Below are 24,079 nucleotides of genomic sequence, written 5' to 3' on the forward strand. Positions count from 1 at the left end.
CGCCACCTGCGAGGGCGGTCGATGAGCGCACCTGTTTTCGTTCGCGGCGCCATCGCCGCCTGCCTCGCCATCGCCAGCCCCCTGCTGTGGGCCGGCAGCCTGCCGGTACCGCCTGACGCCAAGGTGGTCGACCAGCGCCCGGCGGTGGAGCAGGAGCGGGTCTACCCCATGGGCCCGCTGCGCAAGATCAGCGGCCGCCTGCGGGTCGACGACAAGGTCGAGAGCCGTGGCCAGGTCAGTTCCGTGACCTACGAACTGCCGGTCGAGCGCAGCGCCCGCGAAGCCTTCACCAGCGCCCGCGAGGCCCTGCAGCAGGAGGGCGGCTATCCGTTGTTCTGGTGCCAGGGCCGTGACTGTGGCGAGGCCAGCCTGTGGGCCAACGACGTGTTCGCCAATGCCCGGCTCAATGGCGGTGACGAGCAGCAGGCGTTCATCCTGTTGCGCCGTTCCGCCGAGGAAGCCGACACCCTGGTGGCGCTGTACAGCGTGACCCGCGGCAATCGCCGCGCCTACCTGCATGTCGAGGAGTTCGTCGCCGGCAGCCCGTTGGGCGAGCTGCTGCCTACCGCCGCCACGGTGCTGCGCGAACTGCGCGATACCGGCAAGCTCGACTACCCTGATCTGGCCGAGCCCCAGGCTACCTGGGCAACGTTGCTGGCGCGCAGCCTGAACCTCGACAGCACCCTGCGCGTCAGCCTCAGCGGCAAGGGCGCCGAGGCCTGGCGCGAGCAGCTGGTCAAGGCCGGCGTGCGCAGCGCGCGGCTGGAGGTCGGCGACGCCCCGACCGAGGGCCTGCACCTGGAACTGATCCGTTGAGTGAGCGCCACCATGGCCAACAATGACCGCCTGTTGATCCAGATCCTGCTGCTGACCCTGCTGGGCGCCGCGCTGTGGGTGATGGCACCGTTCATCTCGGCGCTGCTGTGGGGCGCGATCCTGGCCTTTGCCAGCTGGCCTTTGATGCGCCTGCTGACCCGTGTGCTGGGCGGGCGCGAAACCCTCGCCGCGAGCCTGCTGACCACAGTGTGGATCCTGCTGGTGGCCCTGCCGCTGGTATGGCTGGGTTTCAACCTGGCCGACCATGTGCGTGATGCCACCGCGTTCATTCGCGACGTGCAGGTCGATGGCCTGCCGGACGCGCCCGCCTGGGTGGCGGGTATTCCGTTCGTGGGCGAGCGCCTGGTGAGCTGGTGGGAGTCGTTCGACCAGCAGGGCGCGGCCTTGCTGGCCTCGGCCAAACCGTACCTGGGCCAGGTCGGCAACTGGTTGCTGGCGCGCAGCGCGCAGATCGGCGGCGGGGTGCTGGAGCTGACCCTGAGCCTGGTGTTCGTGTTCTTCTTCTACCGCGACGGGCCACGCCTGGCAGCTTTCGTCCATCGTCTGCTGCAACGGCTGGTGGGCGAGCGCGCCGAGTACTACGTCGACCTGGTGGCCGGCACCGTGCAACGGGTGGTCAACGGCGTGATCGGTACCGCCGCGGCCCAGGCCCTGTTGGCGCTGATCGGTTTCCTGATCGCCGGCGTGCCGGGGGCCATCGTGCTCGGCCTGGTGACCTTCATGCTCAGCCTGATCCCCATGGGCCCGCCGCTGGCCTGGATACCGGCCACCGCCTGGCTGGTGTCGAAGGGCGACTATGGCATGGCGGTGTTCCTGGGTGTATGGGGCACGTTCATCATCAGTGGCGTGGATAACGTGCTCAAGCCGTACCTGATCAGCCGGGGCGGCAACCTGCCGCTGGTGATCGTGCTGCTGGGGGTGTTCGGTGGTTTGATCGCGTTCGGTTTCATCGGCCTGTTCATCGGGCCGACCCTGCTGGCGGTGGGGTACAGCCTGCTGCTGGACTGGAGCCGCAATACCGCGCAGCACACGCCACAACGCTGATCGCCATCGCGGGGCAAGCCCGCTCCCACGAAACTATCGTGGAGCGGGCTTGCCCGCGATGCGTCAGTGATCTTTACGCATTCTTTATGCCCCGACCCCACCCCTGATCTCGCCCCTTTACGCCCCTCCCTCGGACAATTTCCCCAAAGCGGCCCTCACGCCGCAACCAGGGGAGATTCACTCATGTACATGCTCGACGGGCTGTCACTGCTTCTTGCAGTGGCGTTGGCGGTTTACCTGCTGGTGGCGCTGCTGCGCGCCGATCGCGGCTAAGGGGCGACCATGCACAGTTACGATTACCTGCTGCTGCTGGCGTTCTTCGCCATCGTGCTGCTGCCGGCGCCCTGGCTCGGGCGTTTCTACTACAAGGTGATGGAAGGCCAGCGCACCTGGCTGACGCCGATCCTCGGCCCGGTGGAGCAGGGCTGCTACCGCGTGGCCGGCGTGCGCGCCGACCAGGAGCAGAGCTGGAAGCAGTACACCTTGGCCCTGCTGGCCTTCAACCTGGTCGGCTTTCTGATGGTGTTCGGCGTCCTGCAACTGCAGGGCAGCCTGCCGCTCAACCCGCAGCACCTGCCGGGCCAGGAATGGTCGCTGGCGTTCAACACCGCAGTCAGCTTCATGACCAACACCAACTGGCAGGCCTACAGCGGTGAAGCCTCGGTCAGCTACCTGAGCCAGATGATCGGCCTGACCGTGCAGAACTTCGTCAGCGCCGCCACCGGCCTTGCCGTGCTGGTCGCCCTGTGCCGGGGTATCGCCCGTCGCTCGGCCAGCACCCTGGGCAACTTCTGGGTCGACCTGACCCGCGCCACCCTCTACGGCCTGCTGCCGCTGTGCCTGGTGCTGGCGCTGCTGCTGGTCTGGCAGGGCGTGCCGCAGACCTTCGCCGACTACGTCCACGCCGTGACCCTGCAAGGCACCGACCAGACCATCCCGCTGGGCCCGGCCGCCAGCCAGATCGCCATCAAGCAGCTGGGCACCAACGGCGGCGGCTTCTTCGGCGTCAACTCGGCGCACCCGTTCGAGAACCCGACGGCCTGGAGCAACCTGTTCGAGGTGGCTTCGATCATCCTGATCCCGGTGGCCCTGGTGTTCACCTTCGGCCATTACGTCAAGGACCTGCGCCAGAGCCGCGCGATCATCGCCTGCATGCTGGCGCTGTTCCTGATCGGCGGCAGCACCGCGCTGTGGTCGGAGCATCAGCCCAACCCGGCCCTGGAAAGCGCCCAGGTACAGCAGAGCGCGCCGCTGGAAGGCAAGGAGAGCCGCTTCGGCACCACCGGTTCCGTGTTGTGGACGGTGACCACCACCTCCGCCTCCAACGGCTCGGTCAACGCCATGCATGACAGCCTCAACCCGATTACCGGCATGGTGGCGATGGTCAACATGATGCTTGGCGAAGTGATCTTCGGCGGCGTTGGCGCGGGCCTCTACGGCATGCTGCTGTTCGTGTTGATCGCGGTATTCCTGGCCGGCCTGATGATCGGCCGCACCCCGGAGTACCTGGGCAAGAAGCTGCAGGCCCGTGAGGTGCAACTGCTGGTGGCGAGCCTGCTGGTGATGCCGGTGGGCGTGCTGATCCTCGGCGCCATCGCCGCCAGCCTGCCCGGGCCGGCCGGCGCGGTGACCAACCCCGGCGCCCACGGTTTCAGCCAGCTGCTGTACGCCTACACCTCCGGCACCGCCAACAACGGCTCGGCCTTCGCCGGTTTCGGCGCCAACACGGTGTTCCACAACGTGATGATCGGCCTGGCCATGCTGATCGGCCGCTTCGGCTACATCCTGCCGGTGCTGGCCCTGGCCGGCAGCCTGGCGGCGAAGAAGAGCGCGCCGCAAGGCATCAACAGCTTCCCCACCCACGGCCCGCTGTTCACCACGCTGCTGCTGGTGACCATCCTGCTGGTCGGTGGCCTGACCTTCCTGCCGACCCTGGCACTGGGGCCGATTGCCGAACACCTGAGCCTGGGTTTCTGAGGAATACACAATGAACATGCCCATTCCCGAAGTGAAGGCGCGTCAAGGCGCCAAGGACCAGACCCGCTTCAGCGCGTTGTGGCGCCCGGCGCTGGTCCAGGCTTTCGTCAAGCTTGATCCGCGCCAGCTCAAGCGCGCCCCGGTGATGCTGGTGGTGGCCCTCACCGCCGTGCTCACCACCGTGCTGTGCTTGGTGCCCGGCAGCGGCGTGAGCACCGGCGTGGCGGTGCAGATCGCCGTCTGGCTGTGGTTCACCGTGCTCTTCGCCAACTTCGCCGAAGCCCTGGCCGAAGGCCGTGGCAAGGCCCGCGCCGACAGCCTCAAGGCCGGCAGCCAAGGCCTGACCGCCAAGCGCCGCAAGAGCGATGGCAGTTTCGAGAGCGTTGCCGCCACCCAGCTGCGCAAGGACGATGTGGTGCGCGTCGTGGCCGGCGAGATGATCCCCGGCGACGGCGAGGTGCTCGAAGGCATCGCCGCGGTCAACGAGTCGGCGATCACCGGCGAATCCGCCCCGGTGATCCGCGAGTCCGGCGGCGACCGCTCGGCGGTCACCGGCAACACCCGCCTGGTCTCCGACTGGCTGCTGATCCGCATCACCAGCAACCCGGGCGAGTCGACCCTGGACCGCATGATCGCCCTGGTCGAAGGCGCCAAGCGCCAGAAAACCCCCAACGAGATCGCCCTGGACATCCTGCTGATCGGCCTGACCCTGATCTTCCTGATCGTGGTGGTGACCCTGCAGCCATTTGCCCGCTTCGCCGGTGGCGAGCTGCCGCTGATCTTCCTCGCCGCGTTGCTGGTGACCCTGATCCCCACCACCATCGGTGGCCTGCTGTCGGCCATCGGCATCGCCGGCATGGACCGCCTGGTGCGCCTGAACGTGATCGCCCGCTCCGGCCGTGCGGTGGAAGCAGCCGGCGACGTGCATACCCTGATGCTCGACAAGACCGGTACCATCACCTTCGGCAACCGCCGTTGCAGCGCCCTGCACGCGGCCTCCGGGGTGACCGCCAAGGAACTGGGGGAGGGCGCCTTGCTCGCCTCGCTGGCCGACGACACCGCCGAGGGCAAGTCGATCGTCGAGTACCTGCGCCAGCTGCACGATTTCGCCGAGCCTTCGGCCGAGCAGTACACAGCCATCGCCTTCAGCGCCGAGACCCGCCTGTCGGGCATCGATTTCCAGCAGCGCCGCTACCGCAAGGGTGCCGTCGACGCGGTGCTGGCCTTCTGTGGCCTGCAACGCCTGGAACTGCCCGCCGCCCTGGCCCGTGAAGTGGAGCGCATCGCCCAGAGCGGCGGCACTCCGCTGCTGGTGTGCGTCGACAAGCACCTGCTCGGCGTGATCCACCTCAAGGACGTGGTCAAGCCCGGCATCCGCGAGCGCTTCGCCGAACTGCGCAAGCTCGGTATCCGCACGGTGATGGTCACCGGCGACAACCCGCTGACTGCCGCCGCCATCGCCGCCGAGGCCGGCGTGGACGACGTGCTCGCCGAAGCTACCCCCGAGAAGAAGCTGGCGCGCATCCGCCAGGAGCAGAACGACGGCCGCCTGGTGGCCATGTGCGGCGACGGCGCCAACGACGCCCCGGCCCTGGCCCAGGCTGACGTGGGCATGGCCATGAACGACGGCACCCAGGCCGCCCGCGAGGCCGCCAACATGGTCGACCTGGACAGCGACCCGACCAAGCTGCTGGATGTGGTGCAGGTGGGCAAGGAACTGCTGGTCACCCGCGGCGCGCTGACCACCTTCTCCATCGCCAACGACGTGGCCAAGTACTTCGCCATCCTGCCGGCGCTGTTCGCCGCCATCTACCCGCAGCTGGGCGTGCTCAACCTGATGCACCTGGCCAGCCCGCAGAGCGCGATTCTTTCGGCCATCGTGTTCAACGCGCTGATCATCATCGTGTTGATCCCCCTGGCCCTGCGCGGGGTGCGGGTGCAGGCCGCCAGCGCCGCCCACCTGCTGCGGCGCAACCTGCTGATCTACGGCCTGGGCGGCATCATCGTGCCGTTCGCCGGGATCAAGCTGATCGACATGCTGCTCACTGCGCTGCACCTGGTCTGAGGAGAGACTGACATGACTGCTTATGTACGCCCGGCCCTGAGCCTGGTCCTGCTGATGACCGTGATCACCGGCGCGCTGTATCCCTTGGCGGTGACCGGCATCGCCCAGGTCGCCTTCCCCGACCAGGCCAATGGCAGCCTGGTGCGCGATGACCGTGGCGAGGTGCGCGGCTCGGCGCTGATCGCCCAGGAGTTCAAGGGTGATGCCTGGTTCCAGTCGCGGCCTTCGGCGGGCGCCTACGCCACCGTGGCCAGTGGCGCGAGCAACCTGGCGCCGAGCAATCCGGCGCTGGCCGAGCGCGTGAAGACTGATGCCGCTGCGCAATATCAGGCACAGCAGGGGCCGGTGCCGCAGGCGCTGCTGACCACCTCGGGCAGCGGGCTGGACCCGCACCTGCCGCCCGCGGCGATCGCCTACCAGCTGCCGCGCGTGGCGGCGGCGCGGCAGGTGCCGGTGGAACGCTTGCAAGCGCTGGTGAATGAGGCCACCCTGCGTCCACTGGTCGGGCCACCGGTGGTGAATGTGCTGGCGCTGAACCAGGCGCTTGAGCGCCTGGCGCCGCTCGCCGTGAATTGACCCCTGTAGGAGCGGCCTTGTGTCGCGAAAGGGTCGCAAAGCGGCCCCGGCGATCTTTGTGTCAACACTTAAATCCTGGGGCCGCTGTGCGGCCCTTTCGCGACACAAGGCCGCTCCTACATCGACCGCGTAATGAGGCAAAAAAGGATAAAACATGAGTGACTCCGCCCGCGCCGACGCGCTGTTGGCGGGCCTGCCCCGGGAAGGCCGGGGCAGGCTCAAGGTATTTCTCGGCGCCGCGCCCGGGGTCGGCAAGACCTTTTCCATGCTGCAGGCCGCCCACGCCCAGCAACGCCAGGGTGTGCGCGTGGTGGCCGGCGTGGTCGAGACCCACGGCCGCGCCGAGACCGAGGCCCTGCTCGGTGGCCTGACCCAGCAGCCGCTGCTGCGCAGCGAGTACCGTGGCGTGATGCTCGAGGAAATGGACCTCGATGGCCTGCTCAAGGCCACGCCCCCCTTGGTGCTGGTCGACGAACTGGCCCACACCAACGCCCCCGGCAGCCGTCACGCCAAGCGCTGGCAGGACGTGCAGGAACTGCTCGCCGCCGGCATCGACGTATACACCACGGTCAACGTCCAGCACCTGGAAAGCCTCAACGACAAGGTCCGCGACATCACCGGCGTGCAGGTGCGCGAGACCCTGCCCGACTGGGTACTGCAGGAAGCTTTCGAGCTGGTGTTGATCGACCTGCCGCCCCGTGAACTGCTTGAGCGCCTGCGCGAGGGCAAGGTCTACGTCCCCGAACAGGCACGGGCGGCCATCGAAGCTTATTTTTCCCAGACCAACCTCACCGCCCTGCGCGAGCTGGCCATGCAGACCGCCGCCGCCCAGGTCGACGCGGACCTGGCCAGCGGCTACCGCCAGCGCGGCCAGGAAGCCCCGGCCCTGCGCGGTCGCTTGCTGGTGGGCATCGACGGCGATGACCAGGCCGAGCGTCTGGTGCGCCATGCCTGCCGCGTGGCCCAGCGGCGCCACCTGCCGTGGAGCGTGGTGCATGTGGACAACGGCCGCCTGCGCGACGAGACCGCTCGCCATCGCCTGCAGGCCGCCCAGCAACTGGCCGAGCGCCTGGGCGGCGAAGTGGTGCTGCTGCGCGCCGGCGAGGTGGCGCGCACGCTGATCCAGCACGCCGCCGAGCGCCGCGCCAGCCTGGTGCTGGTGGGCCAGTCCCGCGATCTGCTGCGTCGGCGCTTCTTCGGCGCTGGCGTCGCCGCGCGCCTGTTGCGCGAGAGCCACGGCCTGGAGATCAACGTCCTTGATCGCGACACCCAGCCGCAACCGGCGCGGGCGGCGGTCAAGCGCGTCTGGGTATGGCGTCACTACCTGCTGGCGCTGTTCGCCACGGTGCTGGCCACCGGCCTGGCCTGGGCCGTGTCGAGCATGCTGGCGCTGCCCAACATCTCCCTGGTATTCCTAGCCGCCGTGCTGCTGGTGGCGGTGCGCAGCAGTCTGGGCCCGGCGTTGGCCTGCGCGGCGTTGTCGTTCCTGACCTACGACTTCCTGTTCATTCCGCCGAACTTCTCCTTCGCCATTCAGCGCGAGGAGGACGTGCTGACCCTGGTGTTCTTCCTGCTGATGGCCGCGCTTACCGGCAATCTTGCCGCTCGCCAGCGCCGTCAGCTGCAGGCCCTGCGCGAGACCCAGGCGCAAACCAACCAGCTGCTCGACCTGTCGCGCCGCCTGACCGTGGCCACCGACCGCCAGGCCGTGTTCAGTGCAGCCGGCCAGCATATGGATGGCTGGCAGGACGTGCAGGTATGCCTGCTCGAACGCAGCGCCGATGGCTTGCTGCAGGTCGCCAGCGGTGGTAACCATGCCTTCACCGACAACGAACGCGCCGCCGCCGAGTGGGCCTGGCAGCATGGCCAGGCCGCAGGCTTTGGCAGCGACACCTTGCCTCACGGTCGTTGGTGGTGGTGGCCGTTGGCCGTGGAAGAGCAGCCCCTGGCGTTGCTTGGCATTCGTCCTCGCGATGGCGAGCCGCTGAGCGCCCAGCGCCGCCGCCTGCTGAAGGCCCTGGCACAACCCCTGGCCCAGGCCCTGGCCCGCGCACGCCTTGGCGAGCAACTGGAAGCCGCGCGCCTGCATGGCGAAACCGAGCAGCTGCGCAGCGCCTTGCTCGCCTCGGTATCCCACGACCTGCGCACCCCGCTGACGTCCATGCGCGGCAGCATCGACAGCCTGCTGGCCCTGGGCGATGCGATTCCCCCGGACGACCGCCGCGAACTGCTCGAAGGCACCCGCAACGAAGCCGAACGCCTGGACCGCTACATCCAGAACCTGCTGGACATGACCCGCTTGGGCCACGGCACCCTCAAGCTGGCCCGCGACTGGGTGGCCCCGGCCGACATCGTCGGCAGTGCCCTCAATCGCCTGCGCGTGGTGCTGGCGCCCCTGCGCGTGCACACCGAAGTGCCGCCCGAGCTGCCGCTGCTGTTCGTGCATGCGGCGTTGATCGAGCAGGCGCTGATCAACGTACTGGAGAACGCCGCCCGTTTCTCCCCGCCGCAGGGCCGTCTGGAGCTGCAGATTTCGGTGCGCGACGAACAGCTGTGCTTCGCCGTCGCCGACGAAGGTCCCGGCATCCCCCCGGACGAGCGCGAAAAGATCTTCGACATGTTCTACACCGCCGCTCGCGGCGACCGGGGCGGGCAGGGCACCGGCCTGGGCCTGGCGATCTGCCAGGGCATGATCGGCGCCCATGGTGGGCGCATCCTGGTCGATGACGGCATCGATGGCCACGGCACCTGCATCACTCTATGCTTGCCGCTGCCGACCCAACCCGATACTGAAAGTGAAGCCCCATGAGCCAAGCCGCCACCCTGCTGGTTATCGACGACGAGCCACAGATCCGCAAGTTCCTGCGTATCAGCCTGGCGTCCCAGGGCTACAAGGTGCTCGAAGCCGCCACCGGCAGCGAGGGCCTGGCCCAGGCCGCGCTGAACAAGCCCGACCTGGTGGTGCTCGACCTGGGACTGCCGGACATGGACGGCCAGCAGGTGCTGCGCGAGCTGCGTGAGTGGAGCGCGGTACCGGTGATGGTGCTGTCGGTGCGCGCCAGCGAGGTGCAGAAGGTCGATGCACTGGATGGCGGGGCCAACGACTACGTGACCAAGCCGTTCGGCATCCAGGAATTTCTCGCCCGGGTGCGGGCGTTGCTGCGTCAGGCGCCCCAGGTGGGCACCGTGTCGTCGGCGGCGAGCTTCGGGCCGCTGGTGGTGGACTTCGCCTTTCGCAAGGTGACGCTTGAGGGCGTCGAGGTGGCGCTGACGCGCAAGGAGTACGCGCTGCTGGCGCAGCTGGCCGGGCATCCGGGGCGGGTGATCACCCAGCAGCAACTGCTGAAGGACATCTGGGGGCCGACCCATGTGGACGACACCCACTACCTGCGCATCGTGGTGGGGCACCTGCGGCAGAAGCTGGGGGATGACCCCACGGCGCCGCGGTTCATCGTTACCGAGGCGGGGGTGGGTTATCGGTTGGTGACGCCGACCCTGTAGAAGCGGGCTTGCCCCGCGACCACCGGCGAAGCCGGCGCCATACATCGCATCGCGGGGCAAGCCCGCTCCCACAGGTAGAGCTGGGCGTTAAACCCCCAGTTCCAGGGCCAAGAGCTCCTGCACGGTCTGGCGCCGACGGATCATGCGCAGGTTGCCCTGTTCGATCAGAAACTCAGGCAGCAGGGGACGGCTGTTGTAGTTCGACGACATCGAAGCCCCGTAAGCCCCCGCATCGTGAATCACCAGCAGATCGCCCACCTTGGCCTGGGGCAGTTGCTGCGGAGTCAGTTCCTCGTCGTTCTGGGTGAATACATCACCCGACTCGCACAGCGGCCCGGCCACCACGGTCGGCTGCAGCGGGCGGCTCACTGGCCGGCCTACCGCATCGAACAGGCTCATGCGGTGGTAGGCACCGTACATCGCCGGGCGCATCAGGTCGTTGAAACCGGCATCGACCAGGATGTAGTGCCGGTCGCCCATCTGCTTGACGGCGCGCACCTCGGTCACCAGGCAACCCGACTCCGCCACCAGGAAGCGACCCGGTTCGATCTCCATGCGCACGGGGTGGCCGAGCATGGCTTCGATCTCCGCCCGCGCCACCGCCCAGGTGCGGGCGTAGCGTTGCAGGTCTACCGGCAGGTCATCGCTGCGGTACGGCGTGGACAGTCCGCCACCGATGGAGAAGGCCTCTATATCCATGCCCAGCTTGCCGACCAGCCCGACCATGGCACCGGCCACCTGTTCCAGGTGTTCGTAGTCCACCCCAGAGCCGATATGCATGTGCACGCCCACCAGGTGCAATCCGTGCTGTTTCACGCTGGCCAGCGCCTCGGGCAACTGCTCGTGCCAGATGCCGTGCTTGCTGTTCTCGCCACCGGTGTTGGTCTTGCGGCTGTGGCCATGGCCGAAGCCTGGGTTGATGCGCAGCCATACCCGGTGCCCACGGGAGTGCTCGCCCAGTTGGCGGAGCATGTCGATGGAACCGGCGTTTACTTCGATCTTCGTCTCGACCACTCGGGCCAGGGTGGGCTGGTCGAGCACGTCGCAGGTCAGCACCACGCCGGCCGGATCGCCGTCCACCGTCGCCCCGGCCGCGAAGGCCCGCTCCATTTCCCCCAGCGACACGGCGTCGAGCACCAGCCCACGTTCGCGCATCAGGCGCAGGACATGCAGGTTGGGGTTGGCCTTCTGCGCGAAGCGGACCGTGTCGAAGTGCTGCTGCAGCTGGTCGATGCGCTGGCGGATGGTCTGGGCGTCGTAGGCCCACAGTGGGGAGCCATGCTGTCGGACGGCCTGGGCCAGGAGGGTGGTGGTCATGGTGGTGTTCCTTGTAATGGATACACCGATGGTGAGGGAGATTAGTGATCCATAAAAATATCTTTTATTCGATTAGTTATTCATATCTGATATGCAGTGAAAACCTTGTGGGAGCGCGCTTGTCCCGCAATCAATGCCAAGCCTCGCGGGGCAAGCCCGCTCCCACGCGTTCATTCCACAGGTGCGGGTTCAAACATGAAACTCTCCATCCGCCACATCGAAGTGTTCCGCGCCATCATGGCCGCCGGCAGCGTCACCGGCGCCGCCCGCCTGCTGTTCACCTCGCAGCCCACTGTCAGCCGCGAGCTGGCGCGCATGGAGCAGGTCACCGGTCTGAACCTGTTCGAACGCGAAGGCGGGCGCCTGGTGCCCACGGCCCAGGCCTTGCTGCTGATCGAGGAAGTCGAACGCGCCTTCGTCGGCCTGGAGCGCATCGACCGCTTCGCCCAGGCCATCCGCAACTTCGAGCAGGGCCGGCTGGCCATCACCTGCCTGCCGCTGTTCTCGCAAACCCTGCTGCCCAAGGCCTGCAAGGCGTTCCACCAGCAACACCCGGGCGTCAGCGTGAGCATCACCGCCCAGGAGTCGCCGCTGCTGGAGGAGTCGCTGGTGGCCCAGCAGCACGACCTCGGCCTGACCGAAACCGGGCAGGTGCCCAGGGGGGCGGTCGGAGAGCTGATGTTCAGTGCCGACATGGTCTGCGTGTTGCCCGAGCAGCATCCGTTGTTGGCCAAGCCGGTGCTTGAGCTGCACGACTTCCATGAGATCGACTTCATCAACCTGGCCAGCCTGGACATCTACCGGCAAGAGTTGGACCGGCACTTCCGCGAAGCCGGGGTGAACCGCCGCACGATCATCGAAACCACCAGCGCGGCGTCGGTGTGCGCGATGGTCCGGCAGGGCTTGGGCGTTGCGATCATCAACCCGATGAGCGGGCTGGAAGCGGGGCAGGGTGGCTTGCCGATCCGGCGGTTGAGTCTCTCCATACCCTATCAGGTCATGCTGATCAGACCGGAGCTGAGACCGGCATCGGCGGTGCTGGAACCCTTCTGCCAGGCGCTGCGGGTACAGGCCAGGGCGATGGAGCGCGCACTGGCCAGAGGTGTCTGACCCGTTGGAACGTTTCGGACAAGGCCGGAGTCAACCGCTGCAGGAGTGATCAAAAATGGTCCGCAGCATGAGGATTGCCCATGAGTACCCTGACAATCGAAGGCTGGTGCAAAAGCAACGGTGACCGCCGGTCCACCCCGGTGGGCGACATTCATTTCGACATCCAGGGCCCGGCCCACACGGCGCTGGAGCAGGCCGAGGAGCGCCTGCAGCAAAGCCACGAGCCCGAGGCGATGGTGGATGTCGACATGGACACGCTGAACCTGGTCTTGCCTGAAGGCTACGGCCCGCTGTCCGACTGCCGCCTGCGCGTCTACCTGAGCGACGACGAGCGGGGCCAGTTCCACCTGGTCGGGCATCGGGCCAGCGACGGCAGCCTGATCTACACCAACGCGGTGTTGATTGCGCAATTGAGCTGAGCCTCAGCTGCGCTCCAGCTGTGCGGCCACCTCCTTGGCCAGCCTCAGGAAGGCCTGCGCCGCCGCTGTCTGATAGACACCCCTGCGCTGCATGAGCACGGCCGTGCGTTGCAGGCGCAAGGGGTCGAGGGCGATGGCGGCCAGGTCGTCATGCGCCAGGGCGAGGGTGGCGGGCAGCAAGGTCGACAGCGTTGTCCTGCGCACCACCTCGATCACCGCGCCGATGGCGTTGGCCTCCATTCTTACCTGCGGGCGGATACCGTGCTGCCGGCAGTAGCGCTCGATTTGCTCTCGGGTGGCGAATTCGGCACTGAGCAGGATCATCGACTCGTCGTTCAGCGCCTGTAGCCCGATGGCGCTTGCGCGGGCCAATGGGTGCTGGCTGCCGACCACCAGCGCCAGGGTCTCGACCAGCAATGGGTAGGTGTCGATGTCTTGGGCGTGGGGTTCATCGAAGGCGATACCGACATCCAGTTCGTCCGCCAGCAGCAGTTCCTCCATGTGCTCCTGGGCGATTTCGCGCAAGTTCAGGGTGATGTTTGGGTACCGGCTGTGGAAGGCCTCGACCAAGGGGCCGACCAGATAGCTGGTAAAGGTCGGCGTCACCGCCACCCGCAATGACCCTCGGCTGAGGTCGCTCACATCATGGATCGCGCGCCTGGCCTCCTGCAGTTCCTGCGACGCCCGTTTCGCATAGCGCAGATAGACCTCGCCGGCATCGGTCAGCCGAGTCGTGCGCCCCGAGCGATCGAACAACTGCGCCCCCAGGCTTTCCTCCAGTTGCCTGACCTGCTGCGAAAGCGCGGGCTGGGAGACGTGCAGGGCTGCCGCCGCCCGAGTGAAGCTGTGGTGTTGTGCGACCGCGAGAAAGTACTGGATGTGCCGGGCGAGCATTTTACGCTCCATAAGATAATCTGATGCTGTGCATCATAAATGAGACTTTTACCTTATGTAACGCGAAGCCTAACCTTTGCCTCACACACCGCGACACTGAGGCATCAGCCATGCAAGACATCATCGACGGCTTCCTGAAGTTCCAGCGCGACGCCTTCCCCGAGCGGGTCAAGCTGTTCAAGGACCTGGCCACCCAGCAAAGCCCACGGGCGCTGTTCATCTCCTGCTCCGACAGCCGCCTGGTGCCCGAACTGGTCACCCAGCGCGAGCCGGGCGACCTGTTCGTCATCCGCAACGCCGGCAACATCGTGCCGTCCTACGGCCCTGAACCCGGCGGGGTGTCGGCTTCGGTCGAGTATGCCGTCGCCGCCCTGCAAGTGGCCGATATCGTCATCTGCGGCCACTCCGACTGCGGTGCCATGACTGCCATCGCCACTTGCAAGTGCTTGGACCACATGCCCGCCGTGGCCGGCTGGTTGCGCTACGCCGACTCGGCCCGGGTGGTGAATGAAGCCCGCCCGCATCAAACCCCTCACGCCAAGGTTGAGGCCATGGTGCGAGAGAACGTGATCGCCCAGCTGGCCAACATCCAGACCCATCCCTCGGTGCGTCTGGCCCTGGAAGAGGGCCGCGTGGCCCTGCATGGCTGGATCTACGACATCGAGAGCGGTCGTATCGACGCCTTCGACGGACGCACCGGCCAGTTCGTATCCCTGGCGGACAACCCAGACGTCCGCGCTGTTTCCCATGCTTCCCGACACGTTGCCTGAACCTTTTTCAACCCAAGGAGATACTCCCATGATCCAGTCGCAAATCAGCCAGAACGCCCGTCTTGCCTTGAGCGAGGTCATCCTCCTGGCCAAGGCCCGCAAGGACCTGTCGTTCGCCCAGATCACCGACGGCACTGGCCTGTCCGAAGCCTTCGTCACCGCCGCGCTGCTGGGCCAGCACCCGCTGCCGGCCAGCGCGGCCCAGGTGGTGGGTGACAAGCTCGGCCTGGACGCCGACGGCATCGCCCTGCTGCAGACCATTCCTTTGCGCGGCAGCATCGCGGGCGGCGTGCCGACCGATCCGACCATCTACCGCTTCTACGAGATGCTCCAGGTGTACGGCACCACGCTCAAGGCGCTGGTCCACGAGAAGTTCGGCGACGGCATCATCAGCGCCATCAACTTTAAGCTGGATGTGAAGAAGGTCGATGATCCGGAAGGCGGTTCCCGCGCCGTGATCACCCTGGACGGCAAGTACCTGCCGACCAAACCGTTCTGATTCGCTCATAGGGACATGGCCCGGTCGCCACAGGGTGGCCGGGCCATTTCCACAGACGATATTGGCCCCCTGTAGGAACGGGCTTGCCCCGCGAACATCGGCAAGGCCGGTGCCATCCACCGCGTTGTCCGACATCGCGAGCACAGGGTGTCGACCGTAATGACTGATCACGAGAAACGATGGCATGGACCTGATCATCAGAAATGTCCGCATCGACGATGCAAAACCCTTGATGGATGTGGCCGTGCACAACGGCAAGATCACTGAAATCGCCCCGACGATCACTGCAACGGCAACCCAGGAAATCCAAGGCAATGGCAATGCCCTGATCCCAGGCTTCGTCGAAGGCCACCTGCACCTGGAAAAAGCCAATGTCATGCAACGCAAGGCCAACCGCTCCGGCACCTTGAAGGAAGCGATCACCGTCACCGCCGAGCTCAAGCCCACGCTCACCCGCGAAGACATCCGCGAGCGCTCGACCCAGGTGTTGCGCGCGCTGGTGCAGGCCGGCACCACCCATGTCCGTGCCCACGCCGAGTTCGACCCCGCCCAGGGTTTCACGGGCCTGGATGTGGTGCTGGAGCTACGGGAAACATTGCGCGATGTCATCGATATCCAGGTGGTCGCCTTTCCCCAGGAAGGCATCCTCAAGGTGCCCGGCATGAAAGCGATGATGGTCGAGGCGATGGAGAAGGGCGCCGATGTGGTCGGCGGCATTCCCTACAACGACGTATCGCCCCACGAGCACATTGATTTCGTCTTCGACCTGGCCAGGCGCTACGACAAGGACATCGACCTGCATCAGGATTTCGCCGATGACGCCGAGCAGATGACCATCGAATACGTGGCCCGCCGGACCATCGCCGAGGGTTACCAGGGGCGGGTGTGCGTCGGCCACCTCACCAGCCTCGCGGCCGTCGAGCCCGAGCGGCAGGCGCGTATCGTCGCGCTGCTGCGCGAAGCCGGTATCAGCGTGATGTGCCTGCCGGCCACCGACCTGCACCTGGGCGCCCGTGGCGACAGCCACAACGTGCGCCGTACCCTGACACCGGTGCGAGCCTTGCGCGATGGCGGGGTGAACGTGTGCCTGGCCACCAACAATATTCGCAACGCCTTCACCCCTTATGGCACGGGCGACCTGCTGAACATCGCGCAACTGGCCATCCCCGCCTGTCACCTCGGCGGGGCGGACGACCAGGCCACGGTGTTGTCGATGCTCACGACCAACCCGGCCAGGGCCTTGGGCTTGCGCGACCATGGCCTGGCCGTGGGCAAGGATGCGGATCTGGTACTGGTGGATACCCAGCGCGTCAGCGATGTGATCCTCGACCTGCCGGCGCGATTGGCGGTGCTCAAGCGTGGGCGGGTTGTGGCGACGGCCGAGCATCGCCGGTCGGTGGTGTTCTGAGCGGTCGCTACGGTTCCTGCGCCAGATGCGCTGCCACTGCTGCTTCCAGGATGAGCACAAGCTCAGGATCCATGTATTGGAAGTCGTCGGGGATGTCGAGCACATGCAGCTGTTTGTGTTCAAGCAAGCGTGCGAACTGAGCCAGCAAGCGTTGCTGGTGTTTGCGCTCCATCACCAAGATGACGTCGGCCCAGCGAATGTCCGCCGGGCTGACAGGCTTGCGTGCATTCGGGCTGGTGCCCGCCGACCGGGCGGCAAAGCCCGGGCGACGGCGCCAGATCATCTCGGCGGTGGGGCTGCGCCACTGGTTGCGGCTGCAGACGAACAGGAGATTGGTCACGCTTGGTCCAATAGTTGGCGAGTGCTGCGGATGGGGTAGCTGAAGCCGAGCTGGCGCGCCCTTGCCAGCTTCGAGGCGCGGGTATAGAGCAGCTTCCAGTTCTTTTCTGGCTTGAACACCTGTGGGCACACCGCAGGATGGTGAGCATGTTTACGGGCCTGAGAGCGTCGCCAGGCGCGAGATCTTTTCATGGGAGATTCCTCGTGGATAACCGGGTTCAGCAGCCACGGCAATACGAGTGGGGAGAAGGTTACACGGTAATCGGGAGGGTGGCCAGATAGTGCACAAATCCCAAGTGCCAATCGTGGTTATCCGCAGCAAAGCCACCGTGATATCAGGCGGCATGCCGAAAGTGGTGAAAGGAGACAGAAGCGCACGTCATGGTCGCGGTGAAAGGTTTGGCTATCGTCCGCTATCAACGCGATCAATGTTGGCAGACGCGCTTTGCCATCTCCCTCTAGTTTGCGCAGGGCGTGCTGGAACCCCGAACAACGATAACGAGGGACCCGACTATGCCCACCGCCATCCAAGCGTCCAACGCCTGGCGCATTCTGTTCCTGCTGTTCCTGGCCAACCTGTTCAACTTCTTCGACCGCACCATCCCCGCCATCGTCATCGAGCCGATCCGCCTGGAGTGGCACCTGAGCGACTTCCAGATCGGCATCATCGGCACCGCCTTCACCCTGGTCTATGCCATCGCCGGCCTGCCGCTGGCGCGCATCGCCGACACCGGCTCGCGCAGCCGGCTGATGGGCTGGGGCCTGCTGGCGTGGAGCGGGCTGACGGCGGTCAACGGCATGGTCGGCAGTTTCTGGAGCTTCCTGCTGGTGCGCATGGGCGTAGGTATCGGCGAGGCCAGCTACGCGCCGGCCGCCAACTCGCTGATCGGCGACCTGTTCCCCGCCGGACGGCGGGCGCGGGCGATGGGCATCTTCATGCTCGGTCTGCCGCTGGGCCTGTTGCTGGCATTCTTCACCATCGGTGCGATGGTCCAGGCCTTCGACAGCTGGCGCGCGCCGTTCTTCATCGCCGCCGTGCCTGGCGTGCTGCTGGCGCTGTTCATCTTCATGATCCGCGAGCCCGCGCGCGGCGCGGCGGAGACGGTGGCCACCGCCCAGGCCCCGCTGGACCGCCCCCTGCGCCGGGTGCTGAGCGTGCCCACCTTCGCCTGGCTGGTGCTGGCGGGGCTGACCTTCAACTTCGCCTCGTATGCCTGCAACTCGTTCATGGTGCCGATGCTGCAGCGCTACTTCGCGCTGCAGCTGCACGACGCCGCGGTGGCCACCGGGATGATCGTCGGTCTGAGCGGTTTGGTGGGCCTGACCCTTGGCGGTTGGGTGGCCGACAAGGTGCACCAGCGTTTTGCCAACGGCCGCCTGGTGTTCGCCGCGCTGAGCATGCTGGCGGCCACTTTGTGCACCGCCTGGGCGCTGCATGCCGGGCGTATCGAACTGGGGGTGTTCGTGGCGGTGTTCGGTGTCGGTTGGTTGTTCTCGTACAACTTCTACACCTGCGTGTACACCGCCATCCAGGACGTGGTGCAGCCGCGCCTGCGGGCCACGGCCATGGCGCTGTTCTTCGCCGGGCTGTACCTGCTGGGTGGCGGCCTGGGGCCGGTGGTGGTCGGTGGGCTGTCGGACCACTTTGCCGGAGCGGCCATGGCTGCGGCGGGCGAGGTGGTGATGAGCGAAGCGTTCAAGGCCCAGGGGCTGCATGACGCGATGTACCTGATCCCTGTGGCCCTGTTGCTGACCATGGTGTTCCTGCTGGCGGCCTCGCGGTGTTTCAGCCGGGATGCGCAGCGGATGCGCGAGGGCATGGTGCTGGATGGCGCAGCGGTGGCGGGGCAGGCTGCACAGGCCTGAGTCCTTGTAGTTTGGCCAGATGTTGCGGCTCGATCATTATCGGTTTTATCGTGGGTGATGCTGAGCCAGCCATTGATCATAGGCCGTCGTCATTGTTCGCCACGTGGTGCCGTCGGCCGGCACCAGGTGTTCGATGCGCAGTGAAGCCACCGTGATGTCCTGTGGCATGCCGAAGGTGGTGAAGGTGGACAGGAACCTCAATTCACCTTCGGCAGTCCGCACCCGCGTCAACACCACAGGTGATTGCGGCGTGTCCGCTGCCAATGTAGGCGGTGCGGGCAAGCCTTGCAGCCGCCGCTCCAGGTCAGGATTGCCCACCGCCTCCCTGGCCGCCCGCTGCCAGGCGATCGCCCGTATCTCATCGACATTGAGCAGATGATCCCCCAGTCCGCCCGGGCGCAGCAGTGTGTCCAGCAGGTTGAGGCCCGAGGTGCTGTTCGTTGGTACACCGACCATTGTGAACAACAGCCCGGCACTGGCATTGGCCGCGGTGATGTCCCAGTTGCTGGCGATGACGATGGCCGGTGCAGGGTTGTTGGCCTGCAGGATGTGCTCCAACGCGTCCTGCACCATCTTCATGGCCGGGGCATCCGGTGCCGAGGCTGCATAGCGCGGTGCGTAGCCTGCCGCGAGGAACACCTCGTTGCAGTGTTCGAGCGGCACTTCCAGCGCGCTGAGCAGGGCATGCAGGGTACTGGGGCTGGCCTTGGCGCGGCCGGTTTCCACACAGCTCAGGTGGCGTTGCGACAGGCCCGCCAACAGCGCCAGGTCGAGCTGGCTGAGCCCGGCCTGACGGCGTAGGCGGCGCAGGTGCTCTCCGGCATCAGTGATGGCAGGTGTGTGCATGGGGTGAAAGGGAGAAGGGCTCATGCGTCGACTCTGGCTGTCCTTGGCTGATGCGTCCATGACCTGTGAGGTCATTGAGGCGGGGACGACTCTATCACTACCGTGACGGCAACATCGCTCCTGTAGGAATCGGACAATGAACGCACGATGGATCGCGCTGCCAGTGTTGCTGCTGTTTACCTTGTACACCGGTTGGACCCTGATGATTGCGGATCAGTCGCTCATCGCCTTTGGCCTGGACCTGATGTCCCGGCCGGATACAGCTCAAGTCGTTATCGACCTGTATGTGATGGCCGGGCTGGGCTGTGTGTGGATGGTCAGCGACCAGCGCCAGCGAGGCGGCTCGTTGCTCAGGGTCTTGCCCTATCTGTTGCTGACGGCGATTTTCGTCTCCCTGGGGCCACTGCTGTACATCGTGGTCAAGGGCTTTGCGCAGAAGCGCGGGGCATGAGCGCCGCCCTGGCGGTCTATGCCTGCTGCGTGGTGGTGCTGTGCTTCAAGATGCTGGCGATTTCCTGCTACCAGGGCTACTTCCGCCTGCGCTTCCTGGCCTTCACCAACAGCGAGGATGCGGCGGTGTTCAAGCGTTCGGCTTGCCCTGCGGAACTGCCGCAGGTCATGCGGGCCATGCAGGCCTGGCGCAACGATCTGGAGAACATCCCGATGTTCCTCGCGCTGGGCGGCCTGGCGGTCGTGCTGGAGGCGCCTGCTGTCATGACGGCATGGCTGAGCGGGGTATTCACCGTGGCCAGGGTGTCGCATACGGTGACTTACCTGGCGGGTATCCAGCCGTGGCGGACGGTGAGTTATGGGGTCGGTTTGCTGTGCCTGATCGGGCTGGCGGCGCTGGTCATCGACAGCCTGTGTTCGGCGCAGGGTTCGGCAAGCGCTCGTGCCCAAAGGCCGACTGTGGTAGCGTGCGCCGCCCAGCCATGAGGCTGGGCGCCGTTGTTTCTCGAATGACAAGGACAGTCGATATGAGCGATACCCCCTCCCTAATCCGAAAACTGGTCATTCGGCTACTGGGGTTGGTCCTGGTGCTTCCCGTGGTACTGGTAACAGGTTACTGGGCCATGTTCGCCGTGATCCTGCTCCCGGGGATGATCTATAACGGGTTCAATGACCCTTGGGACTATCAGCTGAATCGCGTCGGCTTGGCCATCGTGGTGGTCATAGGCCTTTTCGGCGTGAACACGGGGATAAAGCTGTACCGGCATTTTTTGCGCAGCAACCGGGCGCCGGAGTGGATTGGCTCGGCCTGGGCGGGCCTGGGCTGTGGAACCGTGGCGAACCTGGCGATCATGTGCTGGTTTCCAGGGTCGCCGTGGTTCATGGTGTTCCTGGGATGGCCTTTGTTGGGCTGTGCGGTGTTTGCCTTGTTGTTGCTGCAAAGCACCCGAGGGACACAAACCAGTGCCAGTCTGAAAGCCTGACTTCAGCTTGAACAGAAAACATCCGGTTTCGGCACAAAGAATCGAGCAAACAATTCCGACTGTGACTTGATGTTCAACTTGGCGTAAATGTTCCGGCGGTGCACTTTCACCGTTTCCGCCGAGAGTGAAAGCTTCCCGGCAATCTCTTTGTTGGAGAAGCCGCTCAGCAGCAGCCTGAGCACATCGCTTTCACGGGTGGTGATCTGCGCGCCCAGCTGGGTCAGTGTTTCCTGCCAGGGCGGGGTCTCGGCAAGGTCCTTCTCGACGTCCACCTCGAAGGCCATGCGCTGGTGCATCAAGGCCGTCACCCAGGGCTTGATGAGGTCGAGGATGGTGATCTGTTCCTGGCTGAAGCGTGCCTTGCTGCCAATGGAGATGCACAGCGTCCGGTCGGCATCGAGCTGAACGTTGTACTGCGCTTCATCGGCCGATATGTAGTGCGCGAAGTACTGGTGGTAGTACTCGGTTTCGAGAAAGTACTCCGGCGCGATATCCAGCAGGTGGAAGAAACCGCTCTGCGGGTTTTCCCGGTTGGCGATGTAGAACGGGTCCAGCAGGTAGAGCCCCTTTACATAACGATGGATGAACGCGTTGACCTCTTCGGCATCCGCCACCTCGGGCAGGCTCACCACTTCCACTTGCTGGCTGGCGAAGATCAGCACCACCCAGTTGTCGATCTGCACGTACTCGTTCAACACCCGAACCAGCGAACTCCAGAACGCCGGACGGTCCAGCTGCATGATCAGCTTGCCGATCGATCGGTGCCAGGCCAGGCTTTGCAGGTCGAACGGCATTATCTACCCCTTTTGGGTTAGGCATTCGCGGGTTAGAGGTAAGTATTCCGAGGTATTTACTATCCGGTCCTGCCCGGTATAGTCGCTCACTGGGCCTAGGATGGCCGTGAAGATACATCGATTCGATAAGGATGTTGCATGAGAAGGTCACGTTTGCGAACCCTTTTTTCGGCCTCGCTGCTCTGCGCAGGGATCAGCACCTCGGTGCTGGCCGCCGAGCCCGGGATGCACCTGTACAACTGGTTCGGGCTGCTCGCACCGGAGACGCCGAAGGCGTTCGAGCAGGAAACCGGCACCCGCGTGCACATGGACGCGTTCGACAGCGCCGACATCATGCAGAGCAAGGTCATGGCCGGGCGCACCGGCTATGACGTGGTGGTGGCGACTTCCAACGTGCTGCCCAGCCTGATCGCGGCGGGCGTGTTGCAGCCGCTGGACCGCGCGCAACTGGGTAATCTTTCGCATATCGACCCCGATATCCTTGCCCAGCTGGCGGTCAACGACCCTGGCAATCGCTACGCGGTGCCCTACCTGTGGGGCACCACCGGCATCGGCTACGACATCGACAAGGTCAAGGCCGCGTTGGGCGACCAGGCGCCGGTGGACAGCTGGGACCTGATCTTCAAGGAAGAGAACATCAGCAAGCTCAAATCCTGCGGCGTGGCGATGCTCGACTCGCCCAGCGAGATCATCTCGATTGCCCTGAACTACCTGGGCCTGCCCAGCAACAGCAGCAACCCGGCGGACTACCAGAAGGCGCAAGACCTGCTGATGAAGATCCGCCCGTACGTGCTGTATTTCGACTCGTCGCGCATCGACACCGACATGGCCGACGGCAATATCTGCGCGGTGGTCGGCTGGGCCAACGGCGCCCTGGCCGCCCAGGCCCTCAACGAGAAGAACAACACCGGGCGGCGGATCGGCTACAGCCTGCCGCGCGAAGGCGCGCTGGTGTGGTCGGAAAACCTGGTGCTGCTCAAGGATGCGCCCCATCCCAAGGCAGGCATGGCGTTCATCAACTACATGATGCGCCCGGAAGTAATCGCCAAGACCTCGAACCACACTCTGTACCCCAACGCCAACAAGGACGCCACCCAGTTCGTCGAACAGGCGCTGCGGGACAACCCGTGGATCTACCCCGACAAGAAGACGGTTGCCACGTTGATCCCGCTCGAGCCGCTGCCGTTGAAACTGGAGCGGATCCGCACGCGGGTCTGGACCAAGGTGAAGAGTGGCGTTTGACCTGAATTGACGTGTCGCCCGCTGCCCGGTGCAAGGGAGTCCCGGACAGCGCGTTGACCAAGGTTGCCTGCGGCCGATTGCTTCAAGCACCAGCGAACACCATCGTCTCGCGGTATCCGGCTGCCCAGCCGAGGCGGGCGATGGTCTTGCGCATCTGATTTCATCTTGTGCCGGAGGAGAACAGCGGATGTTCAGCCCAGCCCAGAAGACACACTTGAACTTGACGATCGAAGGTGTGGAGCACGATTTCCAGGTGCTCGGCTACACCGGGGAAGCGGTGGCCAACAGGCCTTACTTTTTCAACGTGGAACTGGCCAGCGAATGGCCTGACCTAGACCTTGAACGCTTCCTCGACCACGAGGCGTTCTTCAGCTTCGACATGAACGGCAATGGCATCCATGGGCGGATCTACCACATCGCGCCGATGGGGCAGGCCCCGTGTTCGTCGCGTTACAGGTTGACCCTGGTGCCGCATTTGTCCTACCTGCGTCACCGCATCAACCAGCGGATCTTTCAACAGTTCTCGGTGCCCAGGATCGTCGCCTTGATATTGGAAGAGCATGGGATCGTGGGGGACGCCTATCGCTTCGAGCTGAGTGCGAGCTACCCCGAGCGCGACTACTGCACCCAGTATGGTGAAACGGATCTGCACTTCGTCCAGCGCTTGTGTGAAGAGGAGGGCATCCGTTTTCACTTCCAGCACAGTGCCCAAGGCCACGTGCTGGTGTTTGCTGATGGCCAGGCGGTGCTGCCGTGGGGCGTGCTTTATCGTCCGCCTCTGGTTCATGCCAAGCCACGGGTGGTGGAGAACCAGACCGCCGTGGTCATTGCCGTGGAGGATGACGAGAGCCGGTGTGATCGGCGCCTTGCCCGGATTCAGGTCAAGTTTCCCTGGGATCCTGAGGACAGATTCGACGACAAGAGCTGTTGCTGGCTGTCGGTGGCTTCCGATTGGTGTTGTGCTGTCACGCCTCCGCGAACGGGGATGGAGGTGATGGTCTCGTTTCTCGGAAACGATCCTGACCAGCCGCGGGTCAGTGGGTGCCTGTGTTGCCGATAGCCTCATTCCGGCCACGGCAGCTTTATCCGAAATTATTCCAGGCCGATAATTATTGGCATCCCATAATTGCGAATAAACCCAT

At 65.3% G+C, this 24,079-nt stretch carries 25 protein-coding genes; 19 read left to right on the forward strand and 6 right to left on the reverse strand.

From position 1 onward, the window contains the following. Window positions 1–21: 21 nt before the first annotated feature. The 8 genes from HU751_RS26315 (at window position 22) to HU751_RS26350 (ending at window position 10,000) form a co-directional block, all read left to right on the forward strand. A complete protein-coding gene (locus HU751_RS26315; RefSeq protein WP_186596590.1) occupies window positions 22–816 on the forward strand; it encodes a DUF4892 domain-containing protein in 795 nt (264 codons plus the stop codon). Between the two features lie 12 nt (window positions 817–828). Then, window positions 829–1,881 carry an AI-2E family transporter gene (locus HU751_RS26320; RefSeq protein WP_186733900.1) on the forward strand — a complete coding sequence of 351 codons (1,053 nt, stop codon included), beginning with the start codon at window positions 829–831 and terminating at the stop codon, window positions 1,879–1,881. Between the two features lie 183 nt (window positions 1,882–2,064). Further along, the gene (gene kdpF / locus HU751_RS26325) at window positions 2,065–2,154 is read left to right on the forward strand and encodes a K(+)-transporting ATPase subunit F (RefSeq protein WP_011534724.1); all 90 of its coding nucleotides are present in this window, start codon (window positions 2,065–2,067) and stop codon (window positions 2,152–2,154) included. Window positions 2,155–2,163: 9 nt separating this feature from the next. Further along, window positions 2,164–3,858, forward strand: coding sequence for a potassium-transporting ATPase subunit KdpA (gene kdpA / locus HU751_RS26330; protein ID WP_186733901.1), 1,695 nt, complete (start codon window positions 2,164–2,166; stop codon window positions 3,856–3,858). A gap of 10 nt (window positions 3,859–3,868) precedes the next feature. After that, window positions 3,869–5,923: a potassium-transporting ATPase subunit KdpB gene (gene kdpB / locus HU751_RS26335; RefSeq protein WP_186733902.1), complete on the forward strand. Its 2,055-nt coding sequence runs from the start codon at window positions 3,869–3,871 to the stop codon at window positions 5,921–5,923. A 12-nt stretch (window positions 5,924–5,935) separates the two neighbouring features. Next, window positions 5,936–6,499: a potassium-transporting ATPase subunit KdpC gene (gene kdpC, locus HU751_RS26340; RefSeq protein ID WP_186733903.1), complete on the forward strand. Its 564-nt coding sequence runs from the start codon at window positions 5,936–5,938 to the stop codon at window positions 6,497–6,499. A 154-nt stretch (window positions 6,500–6,653) separates the two neighbouring features. Next, entirely contained in the window at window positions 6,654–9,308 is a 2,655-nt protein-coding gene (locus HU751_RS26345; protein ID WP_186733904.1) for a DUF4118 domain-containing protein, read from the forward strand. Further along, the gene (locus HU751_RS26350) at window positions 9,305–10,000 is read left to right on the forward strand and encodes a response regulator (RefSeq protein WP_050704943.1); all 696 of its coding nucleotides are present in this window, start codon (window positions 9,305–9,307) and stop codon (window positions 9,998–10,000) included. Before HU751_RS26345 ends, HU751_RS26350 begins: the two co-directional genes overlap by 4 nt. An 87-nt stretch (window positions 10,001–10,087) precedes the next feature. Here the strand turns inward: HU751_RS26350 and lysA are convergent, their stop codons facing one another. Beyond that, on the reverse strand, window positions 10,088–11,317 hold the full coding sequence (gene lysA, locus HU751_RS26355) for a diaminopimelate decarboxylase (protein WP_186733905.1): 1,230 nt from the start codon (window positions 11,315–11,317) through the stop codon (window positions 10,088–10,090). Window positions 11,318–11,512: 195 nt separating this feature from the next. Between lysA and HU751_RS26360 the strand changes: the two genes are divergently transcribed. Together HU751_RS26360 and HU751_RS26365 are read left to right on the forward strand one after the other, a co-directional pair. Continuing rightward, window positions 11,513–12,427: a LysR family transcriptional regulator gene (locus HU751_RS26360; protein WP_186733906.1), complete on the forward strand. Its 915-nt coding sequence runs from the start codon at window positions 11,513–11,515 to the stop codon at window positions 12,425–12,427. A gap of 80 nt (window positions 12,428–12,507) precedes the next feature. Next, the gene (locus HU751_RS26365; RefSeq protein WP_186733907.1) at window positions 12,508–12,846 is read left to right on the forward strand and encodes a hypothetical protein; all 339 of its coding nucleotides are present in this window, start codon (window positions 12,508–12,510) and stop codon (window positions 12,844–12,846) included. Window positions 12,847–12,849: 3 nt separating this feature from the next. On the opposite strand, the gene cynR is transcribed toward HU751_RS26365, so the two are convergent. Next, complete coding sequence (cynR, locus tag HU751_RS26370; protein WP_186733908.1) at window positions 12,850–13,740, reverse strand: transcriptional regulator CynR; 891 nt, start codon at window positions 13,738–13,740, stop codon at window positions 12,850–12,852. A gap of 110 nt (window positions 13,741–13,850) precedes the next feature. Between cynR and HU751_RS26375 the strand changes: the two genes are divergently transcribed. The 3 genes from HU751_RS26375 to HU751_RS26385 all read left to right on the forward strand — a co-directional run bounded on the left by HU751_RS26375 (window position 13,851) and on the right by HU751_RS26385 (window position 16,417). After that, entirely contained in the window at window positions 13,851–14,510 is a 660-nt protein-coding gene (locus HU751_RS26375) for a carbonic anhydrase (protein ID WP_186733909.1), read from the forward strand. 28 nt (window positions 14,511–14,538) lie between these two features. After that, a complete protein-coding gene (cynS, locus tag HU751_RS26380; protein ID WP_110738727.1) occupies window positions 14,539–15,009 on the forward strand; it encodes a cyanase in 471 nt (156 codons plus the stop codon). 184 nt (window positions 15,010–15,193) lie between these two features. Then, window positions 15,194–16,417, forward strand: a complete 1,224-nt coding sequence (locus HU751_RS26385) for an amidohydrolase family protein (RefSeq protein WP_186733910.1) — start codon at window positions 15,194–15,196, stop codon at window positions 16,415–16,417. Between the two features lie 7 nt (window positions 16,418–16,424). Here HU751_RS26385 and HU751_RS26390 read toward each other — a convergent pair whose 3' ends face one another. Next, window positions 16,425–16,757 carry a low molecular weight protein tyrosine phosphatase family protein gene (locus HU751_RS26390; RefSeq protein WP_186733911.1) on the reverse strand — a complete coding sequence of 111 codons (333 nt, stop codon included), beginning with the start codon at window positions 16,755–16,757 and terminating at the stop codon, window positions 16,425–16,427. Further along, the gene (locus tag HU751_RS26395; protein WP_186733912.1) at window positions 16,754–16,948 is read right to left on the reverse strand and encodes a hypothetical protein; all 195 of its coding nucleotides are present in this window, start codon (window positions 16,946–16,948) and stop codon (window positions 16,754–16,756) included. Before HU751_RS26395 ends, HU751_RS26390 begins: the two co-directional genes overlap by 4 nt. A 321-nt stretch (window positions 16,949–17,269) precedes the next feature. Between HU751_RS26395 and HU751_RS26400 the strand changes: the two genes are divergently transcribed. Then, the gene (locus tag HU751_RS26400; protein ID WP_186733913.1) at window positions 17,270–18,622 is read left to right on the forward strand and encodes a spinster family MFS transporter; all 1,353 of its coding nucleotides are present in this window, start codon (window positions 17,270–17,272) and stop codon (window positions 18,620–18,622) included. 45 nt (window positions 18,623–18,667) lie between these two features. On the opposite strand, the gene HU751_RS26405 is transcribed toward HU751_RS26400, so the two are convergent. Continuing rightward, window positions 18,668–19,492 carry a helix-turn-helix domain-containing protein gene (locus HU751_RS26405; RefSeq protein WP_225933419.1) on the reverse strand — a complete coding sequence of 275 codons (825 nt, stop codon included), beginning with the start codon at window positions 19,490–19,492 and terminating at the stop codon, window positions 18,668–18,670. A 112-nt stretch (window positions 19,493–19,604) separates the two neighbouring features. Here HU751_RS26405 and HU751_RS26410 point away from each other — a divergent pair, with 112 nt between their 5' ends. The 3 genes from HU751_RS26410 to HU751_RS26420 are packed head-to-tail and all read left to right on the forward strand — an operon-like array spanning window position 19,605 to window position 20,901. After that, window positions 19,605–19,919: a DUF2834 domain-containing protein gene (locus HU751_RS26410; protein WP_186733915.1), complete on the forward strand. Its 315-nt coding sequence runs from the start codon at window positions 19,605–19,607 to the stop codon at window positions 19,917–19,919. After that, the gene (locus HU751_RS26415; RefSeq protein ID WP_186733916.1) at window positions 19,916–20,404 is read left to right on the forward strand and encodes an MAPEG family protein; all 489 of its coding nucleotides are present in this window, start codon (window positions 19,916–19,918) and stop codon (window positions 20,402–20,404) included. Before HU751_RS26410 ends, HU751_RS26415 begins: the two co-directional genes overlap by 4 nt. Before the next feature lie 41 nt (window positions 20,405–20,445). Beyond that, window positions 20,446–20,901 (forward strand): hypothetical protein, encoded by a 456-nt coding sequence (locus tag HU751_RS26420; protein WP_186733917.1) that lies wholly within the window; start codon window positions 20,446–20,448, stop codon window positions 20,899–20,901. A 2-nt stretch (window positions 20,902–20,903) separates the two neighbouring features. Here the strand turns inward: HU751_RS26420 and HU751_RS26425 are convergent, their stop codons facing one another. Then, window positions 20,904–21,695 (reverse strand): helix-turn-helix transcriptional regulator, encoded by a 792-nt coding sequence (locus HU751_RS26425; RefSeq protein WP_186714921.1) that lies wholly within the window; start codon window positions 21,693–21,695, stop codon window positions 20,904–20,906. Window positions 21,696–21,833: 138 nt separating this feature from the next. On the opposite strand from HU751_RS26425, the gene HU751_RS26430 reads away from it, so the two are divergent. After that, window positions 21,834–22,937 (forward strand): polyamine ABC transporter substrate-binding protein, encoded by a 1,104-nt coding sequence (locus tag HU751_RS26430; protein WP_186733918.1) that lies wholly within the window; start codon window positions 21,834–21,836, stop codon window positions 22,935–22,937. A 187-nt stretch (window positions 22,938–23,124) separates the two neighbouring features. Continuing rightward, window positions 23,125–23,997: a contractile injection system protein, VgrG/Pvc8 family gene (locus tag HU751_RS26435; protein WP_186733919.1), complete on the forward strand. Its 873-nt coding sequence runs from the start codon at window positions 23,125–23,127 to the stop codon at window positions 23,995–23,997. Window positions 23,998–24,079: the final 82 nt, after the last annotated feature.

It is taken from the genome of Pseudomonas peradeniyensis (assembly GCF_014268935.2).
Lineage (GTDB): Bacteria > Pseudomonadota > Gammaproteobacteria > Pseudomonadales > Pseudomonadaceae > Aquipseudomonas > Aquipseudomonas peradeniyensis.